General features: G+C 47.5%; 19 protein-coding genes. 15 read left to right on the top strand and 4 right to left on the bottom strand.

The annotated features are described in order from the left end of the window. Nucleotides 1–154 precede the first annotated feature (154 nt). The 7 genes from MHB62_RS16895 to frlD all read left to right on the top strand — a co-directional run bounded on the left by MHB62_RS16895 (nt 155) and on the right by frlD (nt 7,011). Nucleotides 155–1,273 (top strand): NAD(P)/FAD-dependent oxidoreductase, encoded by a 1,119-nt coding sequence (locus tag MHB62_RS16895; RefSeq protein ID WP_404978339.1) that lies wholly within the window; start codon nt 155–157, stop codon nt 1,271–1,273. 102 nt (nt 1,274–1,375) lie between these two features. Next, a complete protein-coding gene (locus MHB62_RS16890) occupies nt 1,376–1,750 on the top strand; it encodes a nucleotide excision repair endonuclease (RefSeq protein WP_003228617.1) in 375 nt (124 codons plus the stop codon). A 215-nt stretch (nt 1,751–1,965) separates the two neighbouring features. Beyond that, nucleotides 1,966–2,952, top strand: a complete 987-nt coding sequence (gene frlB, locus MHB62_RS16885; protein ID WP_003243688.1) for a fructosamine deglycase FrlB — start codon at nt 1,966–1,968, stop codon at nt 2,950–2,952. An 80-nt stretch (nt 2,953–3,032) separates the two neighbouring features. After that, nucleotides 3,033–4,301 (top strand): ABC transporter substrate-binding protein, encoded by a 1,269-nt coding sequence (locus tag MHB62_RS16880; RefSeq protein WP_003243455.1) that lies wholly within the window; start codon nt 3,033–3,035, stop codon nt 4,299–4,301. A 57-nt stretch (nt 4,302–4,358) separates the two neighbouring features. Further along, nucleotides 4,359–5,237: a carbohydrate ABC transporter permease gene (locus MHB62_RS16875; RefSeq protein WP_014477910.1), complete on the top strand. Its 879-nt coding sequence runs from the start codon at nt 4,359–4,361 to the stop codon at nt 5,235–5,237. A 3-nt stretch (nt 5,238–5,240) separates the two neighbouring features. Then, entirely contained in the window at nt 5,241–6,143 is a 903-nt protein-coding gene (locus MHB62_RS16870) for a carbohydrate ABC transporter permease (RefSeq protein ID WP_014477909.1), read from the top strand. 13 nt (nt 6,144–6,156) lie between these two features. Continuing rightward, on the top strand, nt 6,157–7,011 hold the full coding sequence (gene frlD, locus MHB62_RS16865; RefSeq protein ID WP_032722478.1) for a fructosamine kinase FrlD: 855 nt from the start codon (nt 6,157–6,159) through the stop codon (nt 7,009–7,011). 24 nt (nt 7,012–7,035) lie between these two features. Here frlD and frlR read toward each other — a convergent pair whose 3' ends face one another. Then, nucleotides 7,036–7,764: a transcriptional regulator FrlR gene (gene frlR, locus MHB62_RS16860; protein ID WP_003228628.1), complete on the bottom strand. Its 729-nt coding sequence runs from the start codon at nt 7,762–7,764 to the stop codon at nt 7,036–7,038. A gap of 181 nt (nt 7,765–7,945) precedes the next feature. Between frlR and MHB62_RS16855 the strand changes: the two genes are divergently transcribed. Next, the gene (locus tag MHB62_RS16855) at nt 7,946–9,049 is read left to right on the top strand and encodes an ABC transporter ATP-binding protein (protein WP_032722475.1); all 1,104 of its coding nucleotides are present in this window, start codon (nt 7,946–7,948) and stop codon (nt 9,047–9,049) included. A gap of 33 nt (nt 9,050–9,082) precedes the next feature. On the opposite strand, the gene MHB62_RS16850 is transcribed toward MHB62_RS16855, so the two are convergent. After that, nucleotides 9,083–9,946 (bottom strand): endonuclease I family protein, encoded by an 864-nt coding sequence (locus MHB62_RS16850; protein ID WP_024572485.1) that lies wholly within the window; start codon nt 9,944–9,946, stop codon nt 9,083–9,085. An 81-nt stretch (nt 9,947–10,027) separates the two neighbouring features. Beyond that, nucleotides 10,028–10,165: a hypothetical protein gene (locus tag MHB62_RS16845; RefSeq protein ID WP_032722473.1), complete on the bottom strand. Its 138-nt coding sequence runs from the start codon at nt 10,163–10,165 to the stop codon at nt 10,028–10,030. Between the two features lie 222 nt (nt 10,166–10,387). Here MHB62_RS16845 and allC point away from each other — a divergent pair, with 222 nt between their 5' ends. The 7 genes from allC to pucE all read left to right on the top strand — a co-directional run bounded on the left by allC (nt 10,388) and on the right by pucE (nt 18,308). After that, complete coding sequence (allC, locus tag MHB62_RS16840) at nt 10,388–11,626, top strand: allantoate deiminase (protein WP_032722471.1); 1,239 nt, start codon at nt 10,388–10,390, stop codon at nt 11,624–11,626. Between the two features lie 16 nt (nt 11,627–11,642). Then, nucleotides 11,643–12,893: a (S)-ureidoglycine--glyoxylate transaminase gene (gene pucG, locus MHB62_RS16835; RefSeq protein ID WP_003244520.1), complete on the top strand. Its 1,251-nt coding sequence runs from the start codon at nt 11,643–11,645 to the stop codon at nt 12,891–12,893. 228 nt (nt 12,894–13,121) lie between these two features. Continuing rightward, a complete protein-coding gene (locus tag MHB62_RS16830; protein WP_015714663.1) occupies nt 13,122–14,114 on the top strand; it encodes an XdhC family protein in 993 nt (330 codons plus the stop codon). Beyond that, nucleotides 14,111–14,728, top strand: coding sequence for a xanthine dehydrogenase accessory protein PucB (pucB, locus tag MHB62_RS16825; RefSeq protein WP_015714662.1), 618 nt, complete (start codon nt 14,111–14,113; stop codon nt 14,726–14,728). The genes MHB62_RS16830 and pucB overlap by 4 nt, the downstream gene beginning before the upstream one ends. Beyond that, on the top strand, nt 14,725–15,558 hold the full coding sequence (gene pucC, locus MHB62_RS16820; protein ID WP_015714661.1) for a xanthine dehydrogenase subunit C: 834 nt from the start codon (nt 14,725–14,727) through the stop codon (nt 15,556–15,558). The genes pucB and pucC overlap by 4 nt, the downstream gene beginning before the upstream one ends. Next, nucleotides 15,559–17,796 carry a xanthine dehydrogenase subunit D gene (gene pucD, locus MHB62_RS16815; protein ID WP_089172645.1) on the top strand — a complete coding sequence of 746 codons (2,238 nt, stop codon included), beginning with the start codon at nt 15,559–15,561 and terminating at the stop codon, nt 17,794–17,796. Next, nucleotides 17,787–18,308 (top strand): xanthine dehydrogenase subunit E, encoded by a 522-nt coding sequence (pucE, locus tag MHB62_RS16810; protein WP_032722466.1) that lies wholly within the window; start codon nt 17,787–17,789, stop codon nt 18,306–18,308. The genes pucD and pucE overlap by 10 nt, the downstream gene beginning before the upstream one ends. Nucleotides 18,309–18,513: 205 nt before the next feature. On the opposite strand, the gene yuzJ is transcribed toward pucE, so the two are convergent. Then, nucleotides 18,514–18,645, bottom strand: coding sequence for a YhzE/YjcZ family sporulation protein YuzJ (gene yuzJ / locus MHB62_RS16805; protein WP_009968115.1), 132 nt, complete (start codon nt 18,643–18,645; stop codon nt 18,514–18,516). Between the last annotated feature and the right edge of the window lie 155 nt (nt 18,646–18,800).

Here is an 18,800-nt window from a genome sequence, read left to right as displayed (position 1 = left end):
TCATCCTTTCTCTATTGATAGTGACAGGATATTCGATAGGAGAGTAAAGAGATTGGACGAACTTCGCGGTTTTTCCACATTAGGGCAAAAGGTCGAAGGAAAGCATTTGATTTGGTAAAATGAATAGACATTATAATAGAAAAGGTGTTTGCATATGAAATCGTACATCATCGTCGGCGCAGGGATTCTGGGCGCGTCGACGGCTTATCATCTCGCAAAAACAGGCGCTCGCGTTACTGTCATTGATCGGAAAGAGCCGGGACAAGCGACTGATGCGGCGGCGGGGATCGTCTGTCCTTGGCTCTCGCAGCGCCGTAATCAGGATTGGTACCAGCTTGTTAAGGGGGGAGCGCGGTACTATAAGGATTTAATCCATCAATTGGAAAAAGACGGTGAATCGGATACAGGATACAAACGTGTCGGTGCCATCAGCATTCATACTGACGCGTCTAAACTCGATAAAATGGAGGAAAGGGCGTATAAGAGACGGGAGGATGCGCCGGAAATCGGCGACATTACCCGCTTGTCTGCAAGTGAAACGAAAAAGCTGTTTCCGATTTTAGCTGACGGCTATGAATCGGTTCATATCAGCGGTGCCGCCCGTGTGAACGGAAGAGCGCTGTGCCGGTCGCTTTTAAGCGCTGCAGAGAAACGCGGCGCAACGGTCATCAAAGGAAATGCGTCCTTGCTTTTTGAAAACGGAACAGTCACCGGCGTGCAAACAGATACAAAGCAGTTTGCGGCTGACGCGGTCATTGTGACGGCGGGAGCATGGGCCAATGAGATATTGAAGCCTCTTGGCATTCATTTTCAAGTGTCATTTCAAAAAGCGCAGATTATGCATTTTGAAATGACAGATGCAGATACAGGATCGTGGCCGGTTGTAATGCCGCCGAGTGATCAGTACATTCTGTCGTTTGATAACGGCAGAATTGTAGCCGGCGCCACACACGAAAACGATGCCGGTCTTGATGATCTTCGTGTGACAGCCGGAGGCCAGCACGAAGTATTGAGCAAAGCGTTAGCCGTTGCACCGGGTCTTGCTGATGCGGCTGCTGTTGAAACAAGAGTGGGCTTCAGGCCGTTTACACCGGGATTTCTGCCGGTCGTAGGGGCCGTGCCGAATGTTCAAGGCCTGTACGCTGCAAACGGTTTGGGTGCTTCTGGACTGACGATGGGGCCGTTTTTGGGTGCAGAGCTCGCAAAGCTAGTTCTCGGAAAGCAGACAGAATTAGACCTTAGTCCTTATGATCCAGCCGGAGCACTTGCATAATAAGTAAGAGCATGACAAACAAATATAATAAAGCTGTTCTAGCTTTTCTTTTCTGTATGTGTTAGCATTTATCTTTAATGAAAAAGAGGACGTGAACTGATTTTGATAAAAATTGATATACCCGCACCGAATGTCACCATCACTGAACGACAGCAGTCAGCTAATGATAACGAGCCGAAGATAAAACCGATTCACGGATTCATCGACTTTCACCAGATCCCAAGGGACAAAGGCGGCATTTTTATGTTTTACAACATTCATGACGAGCTGCTGTTTGTCGGTAAAGCCAGAAAGTTAAGACAGAGAATTAAGAAGCATTTCGAAGACACTGTTTCACCGATCAAACATCACAGAGATGAAGTTTATAAAATTGAGGTATGTGTAGTTGATGATCCAATGGAAAGAGAGATTTACGAAACATATATCATCAATACACAGCACTCGAAGTACAATATAGACAAGGTATTTTTTAAATAAGACGTCAGTCTGCGGATTGAACAGCGAAGCCAGAGCTTAAGTCAAGTTCTGGCTTTTGATTTGGGCATTTTTTCGCATATAGACCCTTTGTCTGTCATCCGAATAAATTATTGAGAAATTTCAGAAAATAATATTGACAATCCTACCCGCGGACTTTAATATAACAATATATAATGTTATATAACGTTATATAATAAAAACGAGGAGTGAAGGATTTGAGTCAGGCCACAGCAAAAGTAAATCGTGAGGTTCAAGCTTTCTTGCAGGATTTGAAAGGGAAAACCATTGATCATGTATTCTTTGTCGCATGCGGAGGGTCTTCTGCCATTATGTATCCGAGTAAGTATGTGTTTGACAGAGAGTCAAAATCAATAAACTCCGATCTCTACAGCGCCAACGAATTTATTCAGCGCAACCCTGTTCAGCTTGGTGAAAAGTCTCTTGTTATTTTGTGCTCGCATTCGGGAAATACCCCGGAGACAGTCAAAGCTGCTGCGTTTGCAAGGGGCAAGGGCGCACTTACGATTGCGATGACGTTTAAACCGGAGTCTCCTTTAGCGCAGGAAGCGCAATATGTTGCCCAGTACGATTGGGGTGATGAGGCGCTTGCGATCAATACAAACTATGGCGTTTTGTATCAAATCGTTTTTGGAACCCTGCAAGTATTAGAAAACAATACGAAATTTGAGCAAGCAATTGAAGGCTTAGATCAATTGCAGGCTGTATATGAAAAAGCCCTTAAGCAGGAAGCTGACAACGCCAAGCAATTTGCAAAAGCCCATGAAAAAGAAAGCATTATTTATACCATGGCAAGCGGTGCAAACTACGGTGTCGCTTACTCCTACAGCATCTGCATTCTCATGGAAATGCAATGGATTCATTCCCACGCCATTCATGCCGGAGAATATTTTCACGGACCGTTTGAAATTATTGATGAATCCGTGCCGTTTATCATCCTGCTCGGTTTAGATGAAACAAGACCTCTTGAAGAGCGGGCGCTTACCTTCTCGAAAAAGTATGGCAAAAAGCTCACTGTGCTTGATGCTGCATCTTACGACTTCACTGCAATTGACGATTCAGTTAAAGGCTATCTTGCTCCGCTCGTTCTCAATCGTGTGCTGAGAAGCTATGCAGACGAGCTGGCAGAGGAGAGAAATCATCCTTTATCTCATAGAAGATACATGTGGAAAGTTGAGTATTGATCTGAAAATGAAGAACCATTATGCATTAGACTATAATGTTATATAACATTATAGTCTAATGTCCAGAGGAGGCCAACCCTTTGAAGAAAATGTTGTTGTTCTTGATCATTGCAGCTGTCAGTATGCTCACCATCGCAGGCTGTTCGAGCCAAAGCAGTTCAGCGGACGGAAAGGTGACATTGAAATTTTTCCACAGATGGCCAAAGGAGCCGGAAAAAAGTTATTTTGAAGAGGTTGTTAAGGAATTTGAAAAAGATCACCCAGATATCGACATTCAAATTGAAGCCGTTTTAAATGACTCCTATAAAGATAAAATTAAGGTCATGCTGGGAACCACCAGCCCTCCTGACATTTACTTCTCTTGGAGCGATGAGTTTGCTTTTAAATTTATCAGAGGCAATAAAGCACTTGATCTCTCGTCCTACTACAAAAATGACACCGATTGGTCATCACAGCTCGTTCAATCGCAAATTACACCATTTACTTATGAAAACAAGCAATATGGCGTACCGTGGCAAATGGACGCTAAATCATTCTTCTATAATAAAGACATTTTCCAAAAGCTGAATCTTGATCCCCCGAAGACGTGGGATGAATTAATCGATGTGTCAAAAAAGCTGAAAGAACATGGCTACACACCGATCAGCTTTGGAACAAAGGCGACTTGGACAATCTCGCACTATATCGGCACGCTTAATCAGCGGATGGTCGATGAAAAAACACGGGAAAAGGACTATAACGCCAAAACGGGTGAATTTACTGATGAAGGCTACGTAAAAGCACTTGAAAAGCTTCAAGAGCTGATGCCTTACTTTAATAAACATGTAAACTCCGTCGACCACGAATATGTGAGACAGCAATTTAAGAGCGGAAAGTCGGCGATGATATATGCGGAAACAGCGGAAATCAAGCTGGTTGAACCGGTTAATCTCGGGATGTTCCCATTTCCTGAAATCAGCGGGCAGAAAGGATCTTCAGAAGCGTTAACGGGAGCGCCGGAAGGATTCATGATCTCCTCAAGAACAAAACATCCGAAGGAAGCGATGGAATTTTTGCAGTTCTTGACGTCGAAAAGAATGGGCGAAAAGCTCGTGAAAGATGTCGGGAAATACAGTGCAGTGCAAGGTACGGCTACTGAAGAAAATGCAACAGCCATTCAGCGTGAAGCCGTTCAGCATATTGTTGATGCCAAATCAATGGTTCCATGGTTTGATATGGATGTCGATGTTGAAGTCGCAGATGCGTACCTAACGGGCGTCCAGCAAATGCTTGGCGGCGACATGACACCGCAGCAGGTGATGAAAGCCGTTCAAAAGGCAGCAAAGCAGGTGAGGGCGTCAGCTGAATAAATCAAAGAAAAGGTGAAGCTTCGCACCTTTTCTTTTTATAAAGGAGATGAGATACCCTTGGTCAATCAGAATAAAATAATCCCCTATTTGTTTTTGGTGCCCGCTCTCGTTTTTTTACTTTTCGTTTATATCCCGATTTTTGAGAATGTATTCCTCAGCCTGTTTCAGTGGAGCTCATTTTCTCCGGAAAAAACGTTTATCGGCTTAAAAAACTATGTTGAATTATTTCATGATCCTGTCTTCTATCAGGCACTTACCAATAATGTGCTTTATGCAGTGATCTCAATTGTATGCCAGGTATTTGGCGGTTTGATTTTGGCGGCGGTGCTTGAGGATAAGCTGGTCAGAAAATGGTCGCCGTTTTTTCGTACCGTTTTCTTTTTGCCGGTTGTCATCTCAATGACGGTGATCGCGCTTTTGTTTGATTTTATTTACAATCCGGAGACAGGGCTTTTGAATCAGCTGCTTCAGGCCATCGGTCTTGATCAGCTGACGAGGGCCTGGCTCGGGGATGACAGCACAGCTATGCTTTCTGTCATTTTTGTGTCCCAGTGGCAATCTGTCGGTTATATTGCGATGCTGTACATCGTGTCGATTCAAAAAATACCGGATGAACTGTATGAAGCGGCCCGGCTTGACGGCGCGGGTAAAATTCAGCAGTTTTTTCATATTACTGTTCCCCAGACGAAAGAGATGTCTTTTGTTGCGGTGGTCATGACGCTGACCGGGGCCTTTACGGTCTTTAATGAGCCGTACATTTTGACAGGCGGCGGGCCGGGAAACGCGTCAGAAGTCTTGAGCACGTTTTTATATAAAAGCGCCTTTACAAAGGATATGATGGGCTACGCCTCAGCGATTGCCACTGTCGTGTTAATCATTACGCTTGCATTATCGCTCATGCAAATGAAGTTCTTTAAAACCGGAAAGGAGGAGTAACTGATGCTGCCTCAGAAGAAGACAGATTCGTTCAGATTGGAGCCGGTGCCTGACCAGCACATTGAGGTGAAAAGAAAGCCTAGACGAAAATGGTATATCGGAGAAACGTCTGTGTGGGTTTTTCTGTTTCTTTATCTGATTGCGATTGCCTATCCGCTTCTCTGGATGGTGATGAGCGCCTTTAAAAACTCTGACGATATTTTTGAGCACAGCTGGTCGCTGCCGTCTTCGTGGCATCCGGAAAATTTTGTTTCCGCCTGGAACCAGGGGATTTCTTCTTATTTTATGAACAGTGTCATCGTTACGGCGCTGACGTGTGTGATCACTGTCTTTATCAGTGCATGGGCAGCGTATGGCCTTTCCCGGTTTGAGTTTAAAGGAAAAGGATTCTTTTTGGTGCTATGTCTTGGCGGATTGATGCTGACGCCGCAGGTCAGTCTTGTGCCGCTTTATTCTATTATTCAGTCGCTTGGCCTGTACAATACGTATTGGGCGTTAATCCTGCCGTATGCGGCTTATCGGATCCCATTCACCATCATTTTGATCCGCTCTTATTTTCTTTCTATTTCCAAAGAATTGGAGGAGGCGGCCTATTTGGATGGGTGTACAAGTTTTGGAGTATTTTTCAGAATTTTCTTACCAATGAGCGTGCCGATTTTGGTGACATCCGGCATTTTGACAGCTTACCATACATGGAATGAGTTTATGTTTGCGATTATTTTCATAGATGATGAGAATTTGCGGACCATTCCAGCCGGGCTGATGCAGTTCAGAGACGCGCTGCAGACAGACTGGGGCGTCCTGCTGGCAGGGTTAACGATTTCAGCCGCGCCGATTATTATTCTATTTTTATTGATGCAGAAATATTTTGTCCGCGGAATTGCAAGCGGCAGTGTAAAAGGATAAAGGAGGAAGCGCTATGAAATTGATTGCGGTTGGAGATAATGTTGTAGATTATTACCAGGATCAAGAAACATTCTACCCGGGAGGAAATGCCTTAAACGTTGCTGTGCTTGCCAAGCGGCTCGGGCATGAGTCTTCCTATATCGGAATCGTCGGCAATGACGAAGCCGCGGCGCATCTGTTGAACGTTCTCAAGCTGGAGCAGGTCAATGCAGATTATATCCGCCAGGCGCACGGAGAAAACGGGATGGCGATTGTCACCCTTGATGAACAGGGGGACCGCATTTTTGTCAGATCAAATAAAGGCGGCATTCAGTCCCGGCTTCGCCTCGCGTTTCAGGAGAAAGATGTATCTTTTATCAGCGGGCATGATCTGCTGCATACGAGCGTGTACAGCAGGCTTGAGAACGATCTTCCGCAGCTGTGCGGGCTGGTCCCTGTCTCATTTGATTTTTCAACCAATCGGGAGGATGATTATTTGAGGAGGGTCTGTCCTTATGTGACGTATGCGTTTTTTTCAGGAAGCGATTTGAGTGAGTCGGAATGCGGTGAGCTTGCCAAAACAGCTCATGGGTACGGAACCAAAATGGTTTGTATGACCCGAGGGGGCCAAGGAGCAATCCTGTCTGCGGGTGATCGAGTCTATCATCAGCCGATTGTGGAAGCTGATATAATAGATACACTTGGAGCGGGAGATTCTTTTATAGCAGGCTTTTTGACTGCCTTTTGCGTGAAGCAGGATATAACGTATGCTTTGCGCCAGGCTGCTGAAACGGCTGCGAAAACTTGCGGTGTGTACGGAGCTTTCGGCTATGGCTATCCTTATCGCTTGGAGGACGGGGGAAGCAGTGAAAAAACGAGAATACTATAAGCAGTGTCTCGTTTTTTATGCCTGTTATGTGTAGGGGCTGTTGATGGTAAAAGTGACACGGTTTGTGTGCATCAAAAACAATGAGCAATAGATTGGCTGGTCGTTTGATGTAAAAGCCGTTTTATCAATTTCAAACAGCGCATCCCCGATATCACAATCCAGGTATTTGCTTTCCTCCTGTTGGGCATATACAACGTTTAATAGCTTCGTATTGTGCGTGGGTACAACTTTGTATTGCTGTTTCAAAATATCATGCATGGATACGCCGTCAGCAATAAAGGTATCAATGCCGGGAAACAAATCAAGCGGATAATGCGTCACTTCAAAGGTGAGAGGCTGATCATCATTATATAAAATCCGTTTTAATTCAACCACAGGGCTCTCGGGTTGGATTTGAAGCTTTTCGGCGATGGGTTTTGACGCTGGAATGATGTCATGGGACAGCACATGATGCTTCGGTTTTTTGCCGGTTGATTCCATAAATTCCGAGTAGCCGTTTACAGCGATCAGCTCTCGTTTTAATTTAGGGCTTTTAACGAACGTTCCCTTTCCCTGCTGCCTGATCAGATAGCCTTCTTCGACTAAATCGAGAATGGCTTTCCTGACGGTGATGCGGCTGACGTTATACTTGGTGCAAAGCTCGTTTTCGGTAGGCAGCTTGGCAGTTGGGGAATACACGCCCTTTTTGATGTCATCAGTGATGATTTGTTTTAGCTGAATGTATAAAGGTGTAGAACTTCCGTTGTTTAACAAAGGGTAGCCTCCTTTTAACCTATTATTTATATTATAATGTATTATGACGTTATAATACAAATTTACATTTTTTATTTTAGAAATATAGCAAAAATGGGAATCGATTACTCTAAAAATAACAGAAAGACCAAGTTGTTTCCAGTGACGAAATAACGGGTCAAAAGATAGGGGGACTTTTCTGATGGCTTCATTAACATTTGAACACGTCAAAAAATCATATCACTCACAATTAACCGTGAAGGACTTTGATTTAGATGTAAAGGATAAGGAGCTTTTGGTGCTGGTGGGGCCGTCAGGATGCGGAAAATCAACAACGCTGCGGATGGTGGCTGGATTAGAAAGCATTTCTGAAGGAAATCTTCTTATTGATGGGGAGCGGGTCAATGATCTTCCGCCGAAAGAACGTGATATTGCGATGGTATTCCAGAACTATGCGCTTTATCCGCATATGACGGTTTTTGATAATATGGCGTTTGGATTAAAGCTCAGAAAGATGGCGAAACAGGAAATTGCCGAGCGGGTTCATGCGGCAGCTAGAATTTTAGAAATTGAACATTTGCTGAAGAGAAAACCGAAGGCGCTCTCCGGCGGGCAGCGGCAAAGGGTGGCGCTTGGCAGGTCGATTGTGAGGGAGCCGAAGGTCTTTTTAATGGACGAGCCGCTTTCTAATCTGGATGCAAAACTAAGAGTGACGATGCGGACAGAAATCAGCAAGCTGCACCAGCGATTAGAGGCAACGATCATTTATGTCACGCATGACCAGACCGAAGCAATGACAATGGGAGATCGGATTGTCGTCATGAATGAAGGGGAAATTCAGCAAGTGGCGAAACCTCATGACATTTATCATTACCCGGCCAATTTGTTTGTCGCAGGCTTCATTGGCTCTCCTGGGATGAACTTTTTGAAAGGCATCATAGAACAGCAGCATGGCGAGCTGTTTTTCACAAATTCTTCGATCCGGCTTCATATTCCTGAAGAAAAAGCAAAGCGGCTGAAGGAAAAGGGATATGCCGGAGAACAGATGATTGCCGGTGTACGGCCGGAGCACATCACACAAATGACAGGAAATGACCAGTTGTTTGATTCAGTGTTTCAAGCGAAGGTGGAAGTGAATGAAAATCTGGGCTCGGAGCTCATAGTGCATGTCATGGCTGGGGACGAGCGGCTCAAGGTCCGCCTGGACGGAAACACGCGAATCGATGCAGGCGATTCAATCCAGCTCTCAGTGAAAATGGGCCACGTCGTCTTTTTCGATGCGGAAACGGAAGAGGCTGTGTATTAGAAAAAGGTGCTCCTCAAAAGGAGCACCTTTTTCTTACGGCCAAATCTCATCCGCCCATTCAGGGTGGTCGATAAATGGATTGCGGTTGTGCTGATATTTTTCATAAATGATTTCATTTCTTTTCCGCTCGCGGTCGTCAACCGGATCCTGCTTATTCCATTCGAGCAGGACAGATTGTTTGCCATGATAAGGAGCTGAGCCGTTGCCTGTCTTATCATTAAGCTCAAGATCAGGATAGCCGTCATCACCCTCGTAACGGACAGCCATGTAAAACAGCATGCGGGCAACATCGCCTTTCACATCATCGCGGGGCTCCCATGAATCGCCGTCATAATAATTTCCGGGTGCCTTCGCATATTCAGTGCCGCCATTGTCAAAATCCATATTTCCTCTTGCGCTGTTAACTTGAACATCAGCCGGGCGCAAATGATGAATATCAGTACCAGGTCCCTTGCTCGTACCAAAATCGCCATGGGATTTCGCCCAGACATGCTCGCGGTTCCAATCGCCGACATTGCCGCCGTTCAGGTTTTTGGAACGCGATTCATTCGTATAGAGCAGGATGACGTTATTCGGATTTCTTGGGTCTTCATCCGTTTCTTTCAGCGCGTTCCACACTTCGCTGTAGGACAGCATCGTGTGTCCGCTGATAATACGGTGCAGGGTGCTTTTTAGCGAGTCTCCTGTTTTACCTTCAGCCCCTTCATAATAGGTATCTGTGTCAGCATAGGGTGCAGCGGGGGCGGCTAATGAGAGAAGGCCTGTTCCTGAAGGGGAAGACGCCAATCGGTCATTAAGGCTTAATGCGGTTTGCGCGCTTGCTGAAGCTGCCGGCGCAAGCCATCCCGAAATCAGTAATACACAGACGAGCGGCAGAAACCATGCTTTTTTTGTCATCACTTGCCCTCCTTTTATCAGATCATGTCTATTATCTAAAATCGAAATAAAGGATAGAAGTGTCATTTTGTATATTTTTCATTAAAATTGTAAATTAGTCCCTTTGGAGGAGGCGGAAATCTCCTGTTCCCATATCTTTAGGTCCTGTTTTTGCGGGCTGCCGGCATTTCTGTTTTCATCCGTTCCGCGAACATCGCCTCTCCAGCTTAGCTTGTTCATATGAAAGGCATTTTGACCCTCTCTTTCGCTCTTGCTGGCTCTCTTCCTTACCGTGTTTTCTTTTGACCTTTACATCAAAATAGTTGTGACATGTAGGGTGAATCTGGTTGCTGGATGGATACTGTGACTAAAAAATAAACGTTTTTTTGGTTAATCTGTCAATGAACTATCATGTTGCTCCTTCTATAATGAAGTCACCATAGCGGCCAGAGGGGGGAGTACATGGAAAAGCAGAAGCTTTCAGTAAAAAACAGCATCACAGATTATATTGAATGGCTCGCCCAATACGGTGCGTCTGCGGATGGCGGCGTAACGAGGCTTTTATACACAAAAGAGTGGATGGACGCACAGCTTGCTGTGAAAACGGAAATGTCTTCTTTCGGGCTTGAAACAAGATTCGACGATGTCGGCAATGTGTTTGGAAGGCTTTCGGGCACCCAGTCTCCGGATGAAGTCATTGTAACCGGTTCACATATCGATACTGTCATCAATGGAGGAAAATACGACGGCGCCTATGGCGTTCTGGCGGCAATGCTCGCGTTAAAGCAGCTCAAGGAAACATACGGAGCGCCAAAAAAAACGCTCGAGGCGGTCTCCTTATGTGAGGAGGAAGGCAGCCGTTTTCCAATGACCTATTGGGGGTCGGGGAATATGACGGGTGTTTTTTCAGAACAAGATGCAAAAGAGCCAAGAGACGAGTCGGGAGTCTCCCTCCAAACAGCGATGCATGAGAGCGGTTTTGGCAAAGGTGTGTTTCAGTCAGCATATAGGACAGATATCAGCGCGTTTGTTGAGCTGCATATTGAACAGGGGAAGACGTTGGAAATGTCAGGCCGGGATCTCGGCATCGTGACAAGTATTGCGGGGCAGAGACGATATCTCGTCACGCTCGAAGGAGAATGCAATCACGCAGGAACCACCTCCATGAAATGGCGCAAGGACCCGCTCGCAGCCAGCAGCCGTATCATTCATGAGCTGCTGCTGCGGTCGGAGGAGCTGCCGGATGAGCTCCGTCTGACATGCGGAAAAATAACGGCAGAGCCCAATGTAGCCAATGTCATACCGGGCCGCGTCCAGTTTTCAATCGATATTCGCCATCAGCATCAGCATGTGCTGGAACAGTTTCATCAAGACATGGTTGCTTTGATCAACGGCATTTGCCTACAAAAAGGAATTCGCGCTGTGATTGATGAATATATGCGGATAGAGCCTGTGCCGATGGACGAAAGGCTGAAGGCTGCGGCTTTTGAAACAGCATTAGAAAACGGCTTCAGCTGTGAGGAAATGGTGAGCGGAGCAGGGCATGACGCGCAAATGATCGGAAGGCGCTATCCTGCTTGTATGCTGTTTGTGCCGAGCCGAGGCGGCGTCAGCCACTCACCGAAGGAATATACGTCAGCCAGACAGCTTGAGATCGGCGTCCGCGCACTGACTGATTTATTATACAAACTGGCTTACTGATAAAGGAGGAATGGCTGTGTCAGGCAGAAGAGAATTATGCACCCCGTTAAGAACGATTATGACGCCGGGGCCTGTTGAGGTTGATCCGCGTGTATTAAGAGTAATGAGCACCCCGGTTGTCGGCCAATTTGATCCGGCGTTTACAGGTATTATGAATGAAACGATGGAGATGCTTCGGGAGCTGTTCCAAACAAAAAACCGCTGGGCATACCCGATTGACGGCACTTCACGGGCGGGAATTGAAGCAGTGCTGGCTAGTGTGATAGAGCCGGAAGATGATGTGCTCATTCCCATTTACGGCCGTTTCGGTTATTTGCTGACTGAAATCGCCGAGCGATATGGGGCAAATGTTCATATGCTTGAGTGCGAATGGGGAACGGTTTTTGACCCGGAGGACATCATACGGGAGATAAAAAAAGTGAAGCCGAAAATTGTGGCCATGGTGCATGGAGAAACATCGACAGGACGGATTCACCCGCTGAAAGCCATCGGCGAAGCCTGCCGCACCGAGGATGCATTGTTTATCGTCGATGCAGTCGCAACGATTGGGGGCTGCGAGGTTAAAGTCGATGAATGGAAGATTGACGCTGCCATCGGCGGAACGCAAAAATGTTTGTCTGTGCCTTCAGGAATGGCGCCGATTACATATAATGAGCGGGTGGCGGACGTGATTGCAGCTCGCAAAAAGGTGGAACGCGGGATTGCGACACAAGCTGACAGGGCAGCACTTTCGGGAAATCGGCCAATTACAAGCAACTACTTTGATTTGAGCCAGCTTGAGGATTATTGGAGCGAAAGACGGCTCAATCATCATACAGAAGCGACGACGATGCTGTACGCCTTACGTGAGGGAGTCAGACTGGTGCTTGAAGAAGGTCTTGAGACGCGTTTCGAGCGGCATCGGCACCATGAAGCCGCATTAGCAGCAGGGATAAAGGCAATGGGGCTAAGATTGTTTGGAGATGACAGCTGCAAAATGCCTGTTGTCACCTGTGTCGAAATTCCCGGCGGCATTGACGGCGAGTCTGTCCGTGACATGCTGCTGGCACAATTCGGCATTGAAATCGCCAGCTCATTCGGCCCGCTTGCAGGGAAGATCTGGAGGATCGGCACGATGGGGTACAGCTGCAGAAAAGAAAACGTGCTATTCGTGCTTGCCGGGTTAGAGGCTGTGCTTCTCAGACATAACGCAGGAATCGAAGCAGGAAAAGCGCTCCAAGCAGCGCTGGATGTGTATGAAAACGCTGGCCGCCAGGCAGCGGTGTAAAGAAAAGCTTGCGGAACTCCGCAAGCTTTTTAACGATATGATTTCGTGTTTTCTCCAATCTGATTTTCTTCGTTTGACTCTTTTTACAAATCCTCTTTCTATGTGTTTCATTTTCTAACAAATCATGAGTCATTTTTTCTTCCATCGTCTATTCTTTATACAAGTTACCTATAAAATCACGCTGAACTAGTTGTTTCTCACGGCAATTTTCGAGAGGAGGATGCGGCATTGGGGAATTTTCACACGATGTTAGATGCGCTCCTGGAAGACCAGGAGGAGGCTGTACTGGCGACAATTGTTCAAGTTGAAGGCTCCGCGTATCGAAAAGCAGGCGCCTCTATGCTCTTTAAGAAAAATGGCAGACGGATTGGCTTGCTGAGCGGCGGGTGTGTGGAAGAAGATGTATTCCAAAGAATCAGTGCGCTGGGCGATCAGCTCACACCAACGCTGATTCCCTACGACATGAGGTCAGAGGACGATCTTTCTTGGGGCATGGGAGCCGGGTGCAATGGCATTATTCATGTTCATGTGGAGCGAATCACTCAGGAAAAAAGGCGGCACTATGAGAAAGTGAGGGATTGCCTTCATTCAGGCAAAGCTGTCACTTCTGTTATAAAGATTGGATCCTCACATTATTTATTTCTGACGGAGAACGGGCATTTTGGCAACTGGCCGGACGCGCCTCTGCAAGCTATTCAACGTACTGTTTCAACGCTTCATTTACCGCATTTCGATCCACCCACTAACATGTTTATTCAGCGAATTGAACCGAAGCCGCGTCTCATTCTGTTTGGGGCGGGACCGGATACTGTACCGCTGGCCAATTTGGCGGCTGACACAGGGTTTTCTGTTATCGTGACGGATTGGCGGCCCGCTTATTGTACATCCTCTCTTTTTCCAAAAGCGGATCAGCTGATCACCGCTTTTCCGGAACAAATGCTTAGCGAATTTCAATTTTTTCCACATGATGCAGCTGTTGTGGCAACCCATCATTATCAGCACGATCAAACGATCATCAACTTCTTATTTTCTCAAAACCTCCATTATATTGGACTGTTGGGTTCGGCAAACCGCACGAAACGGCTGCTGAGCGGAAAACATCCTCCGTCTCACTTTTACAGTCCGGTCGGGCTGAAAATCGGTGCGGAAGGTCCCGAGGAAATTGCGGTAAGTGTAGTTGCAGAGATCATTCAAACAAGAAAACGGGTGGCGGTTGTATGAGAAGCCCCTATCTGATCGGCGTGTTTCTCGCTGCCGGCAAAAGCAGAAGAATGGGACAAAACAAGCTGGCTTTGCCGCTAAAAGGAGAAAACATAGGCTCACTTTCCTTGAAAACTGCTCTGTCGTCCCGCCTTGATCACGTGCTGGTCGTCGAGCGGACAGAACATGCCTCCCTTGAGTGGATAGGAGCGCCGTATCACGCTCCGCCTTTTCAAAAACGCTGGAGCCTGCACGTTTGCCAAGACGCAGAAAAGGGTCAGGGGCATTCAGTCAGCAGCGGGGTGAGAAAAGCAGAAAGCATGGGGGCGGACGGCGTTGTCATTTTGTTAGCCGACCAGCCTCAGCTTTCCGTCGATCATCTCAATGCCCTTGTGGCTCTGGCTCCTGAGTCATTTGCCGTGTCATCGTTTTTAGGGGCGTTCACCCCGCCAATCTACTTCTCGTCGACATGTTTTCCTTATGTAAAGGGATTAACGGGAGATGAAGGGGCTCGCAGGCTCCTGAAAAGCGGACAGCTTGGAGCAGGAGCGGTTTTGGAGGCAAAGGATAGCGGTGAGTTGGACGATATTGATACACCCGAGGAATATGACATGGTAAGGAGGGCGATGTCTTGAACGGCCAAGTGACAAAAGCAAGGATGAATATTCAATTATGGAGACCGGCAGCGCTTGATGAGGCCTATTCGCTTTTAGAGAAGCTTGCTCCGGATGTGTGTGCCGCATCGGGAAGCACGCTCCTTCAGCTTCAGTGGGACAAAGGAACTCTACCGAAACAGCACCTTGTCAGCCTTGAAGGGATTGACGAAATGCGAGGGATCAGCACCAGTGACACCCACGTGTCGATCGGGGGGCTCACATCACTGAATGAATGCAGAAAGAACCCTTTGATTAAGAGAGCGCTTAGCTGTTTCAGTGACGCTGCTTCCGCTGTCGCTGCACCGGGGATTCGCAGCCGTGCCACGATTGGCGGCAACATAGCGAGTAAAATCGGTGATTTCATTCCGCTTCTGCTTGTGCTTGGTGCTGAGCTTATCGTATATCAAAAGGAGCTAATCAGGCTGCCGCTTGGCGCTTGGCTCAGTGAGGAAGACTTTAGAACGGCTATCGTCACGCGTGTCATCATCCCGCGGGCGGAGGGAGAGCGTGTATTTTATCACAAGCTTGGAAGGCGCCAGGCTTTTACCGGAGCGGCTGCTGTTGCAGCTGGACGTTTTTTGAAAGACGGCAGCATTCGCCTCGCCGCTGGCCATGCCGATATCACTCCTAGGAGATTATTGGACAGCGAAGCGAAATGGATGGCACCAGGGTGGGACTCGCATGAGCTGTACAAAACACTTATCCATGAGCTGCCGTTTTCCTCAGATGTTTTTATGTCAGCGGCATACAGAAAAAAAGCCGCTGCCAACGTCATCATGGCAGAGCTGATGGCTGAGGGAGGGGAATAAATGATCATCAACAAACCGTCAAGAGTCAGGCCGGATGGAAGGGGTAAGGTCACAGGGGAATTGAAATATATGACCGATCTCAGCTTTCCAGGAATGCTGTATGGCAAGGTGCTGAGAAGTGCTTATCCTCATGCAGAGATTGTGTCGGTTTGCACCATAAAAGCTGAGAAAATGGAAGGCGTGCAGGCCGTCGTCACACATAAAGACGTTCCCGGCTTAAACCGATTTGGCATTGTCATCCCTGATCAGCCGGTTTTATGTGAGGACAGGGTGCGGTATGTCGGGGATGCGATCGCCGCAGTTGCTGCGGAAACGGAAGAAATCGCGGAAGCGGCGCTGGAGCTGATTCGAGTTGAGTATAAAGAGCTGGAAGTCATGGATTCACCAGAAAAAGCGCTTCGGCCGAATGCGCAAAGACTGCATGAGGACGGGAATATCCTGCACCGCGCATTTTTTTCAAACGGTGATGTGGAAGAAGGGTTTCAAGCATCTGACACAGTCTTTGAAGAAACCTATGAGCTGCCGCGGCAGATGCATACGTATATGGAAACGGAGGGAGGTGTAGCCGTTCCGGAAGACGACGGGGGTTTTACGATGTATGCAGGAACCCAGCACGGCTATAAAGACCGTTTCCAGCTTGCCCGTATTTTTGATATTCCTGAAGAGAAGATCAGAATTGTGTCAAGTCCGATGGGCGGCTCGTTCGGAGGGAAGGATGAGCTGAATATTCAGCCGTATGCTGCGCTTTTGGCCCTGAAAAGCGGACGCCCTGTCAAAATTCATCAGACACGAAAGGAATCTGTACGTTCTGGCATTAAGCGCCATCCGATGAAGATTACGATAAAAACGGGTGCAGATCATTCGGGAAATCTATTGGCGCACGACGTGAAAATTGTGGCGGACACAGGCGCTTACGCTACGCTCGGACCGGCTGTTCTTGATTTTTCTGTCGAGCATGCCGCGGGGCCGTACCGTATTCCGAATATCCGGACTGAAGGAATATCAGTATTTACGAACAACGGGGTGGCGGGGGAATTTCGGGGCTTTGGCGGCAACCAAATCACATTTGCACTCGAAACCCATCTCGATCGTCTCAGCGGCATGCTTGGCATCGACCCGCTCGAGCTGAGAAGAAAAAATATCAGAAAACCGCATGACTTGGGGCCGCTTGAGCATCGAATTGCACCAACTGACGGAGCGGCACAGGTGTTGAATGCCATATCTAAATCTCCCATTCTTAAAAAAACAAGCCGGAACTGCGGGTATCTGCAAAGAGGCACGGGAGCGGCAATTACAATGCACGGCGGCGGGCTGGGGTTTGGCCGAATGGATGCGGCAGGAGGCCGTTTGTCCCTTTCGAGTGAAGGCAAAATCACTGCTTCGTTTGGATTTGAAGAATGCGGACAGGGGATTCTAGCAGCGATTGAACAGATTGTCATGGAGGAGTTAGGTTGTGCCGCAGAGGATATTTCCATTGTTATTGGGGATACCGCAAAAGTGCCGAAGTCAGGCTCCTCCACAGCATCCCGCGGCACAAGCATGGTGTGGCACGCGATCCAGCGTTTGAAGAAGCCGTTTCTAGCTCAGTTGAAAAAACGGGCGGCAGAATGGAGCGGCTGTTCAGCGGAAAATCTTATTCCCGGCGCTGCAGGCTTGCGTGACAAAAACACAAAGGCGCTCGTGGTGACGTATAAGGAGCTGGCTGAAAAAGGCCCTTTGGCAGAGGAAACGGCATTTGACTTTCCAACAACGCCTGATCCTGTGGTGGGCGGCCATTTCCTCTACTCATTTGGAGCGGCTGCCGTTGAGGTGGAGGTAGATCTGTTAACAGGCGATGTCAAATTGATAGATTGTGAGCACGCTATTGCGGCAGGTCCGGTTATCAGTCCGCAGGGATATCGAGGTCAAATTGAAGGCGGCGCTGCCATGGCACTCGGCTACACACTGATGGAGGAAGCGAAAATGACGGATGGCCGTTATGCTGCGGAAAATCTCGATCACTATTTGATTCCCGGAATCAAAGATGTTCCTGACATGAAGGTGATTGCAATAGAAGACTTAATGAAGGGAGACGTATATGGACCGCGCGGTGTTGGCGAAATCGGAACAATCGCCATCACTCCGGCGATTGTAAAGGCAGTACATGATGCGGTCGGATGCTGGATAAACAAGCTGCCAATTTCAAGAGAAGAGCTGCTTGAAGCGATAGACAGAAAGGGGCTGAAGCAATGGACGTAAAAGAGGCCGGGCCATTTCCTGTAAAAAAGGAACAGTTCCGGATGACCGTGAATGGGCAGGAGTGGGAGGTTGCTGCCGTTCCTACGACACATCTGAGTGACCTGCTTAGAAAGGAATTTCAGCTGACCGGGACAAAGGTGTCCTGCGGAATCGGCCGCTGCGGAGCCTGCTCTATTTTAATCGACGGAAAACTGGCCAATGCGTGTATGACCATGGCTTACCAAGTGGACGGCCATTCCATTACAACAATCGAGGGCGTACAAAAAGAGGAACTGGATATCTGCCAAACCGCTTTTCTGGAAGAAGGAGGCTTCCAATGCGGCTACTGTACCCCAGGAATGATAATTGCGCTTAAAGCACTGTTTCGGGAAACCCCTCAACCTTCTGACGAAGATATAGAAGAAGGGCTGGCGGGGAATTTGTGCCGGTGCACCGGGTATGGCGGGATTATGCGGTCAGCTTGCAGGATTAGAAGAGAGTTGAACGGGGGTAGACGGGAGTCCGGCTTTTAAAAGCCGGACTTTTTTAGCCTCAGTCAGACAGCGCGATCAAGACGCAGAAGCGTTGTGGGAAAACACACGATAAATCTCGTAGAATTTGACAGCTTCTGGATTACAAAAAGATTAGTGAACACATAGCAAAGACGCCATAAAAACTTCTTATGGCGTCTGTCGGACAGGGAGGTGTTGGATACGGCGGAGGCAAGGAAAGTTAAACTTAATAATTAAAGATAGCTGCTCCAACAATGATCAACAAAATGAATAGCACCACGATCAAAGCGAAGGAGCTCCCGAAACCGTTTGAGTAACCAGAGTTTCCACTGTATCCACCAGAATTGTAGAATCCCATAATGTCACCTCCTTTAGTGGAGATAGTATAAGATATGCCAACGATTATTTTCGACATAGATTTAAGTCTAAAAAAGAAAAAATGAATATTTTGTCTAAAGGTGTAAGAGAGAACGCGTTATCAAAACTATTAAAAACGCAGCGATTGTCTTCAAA

The sequence above is a fragment of the Bacillus sp. FSL K6-0255 genome (genome assembly GCF_045040725.1).
Classification (GTDB): domain Bacteria; phylum Bacillota; class Bacilli; order Bacillales; family Bacillaceae; genus Bacillus; species Bacillus subtilis.
Note: the sequence above shows the minus strand (reverse complement) of the source record. Positions and strands in the feature narration are given on the sequence as shown.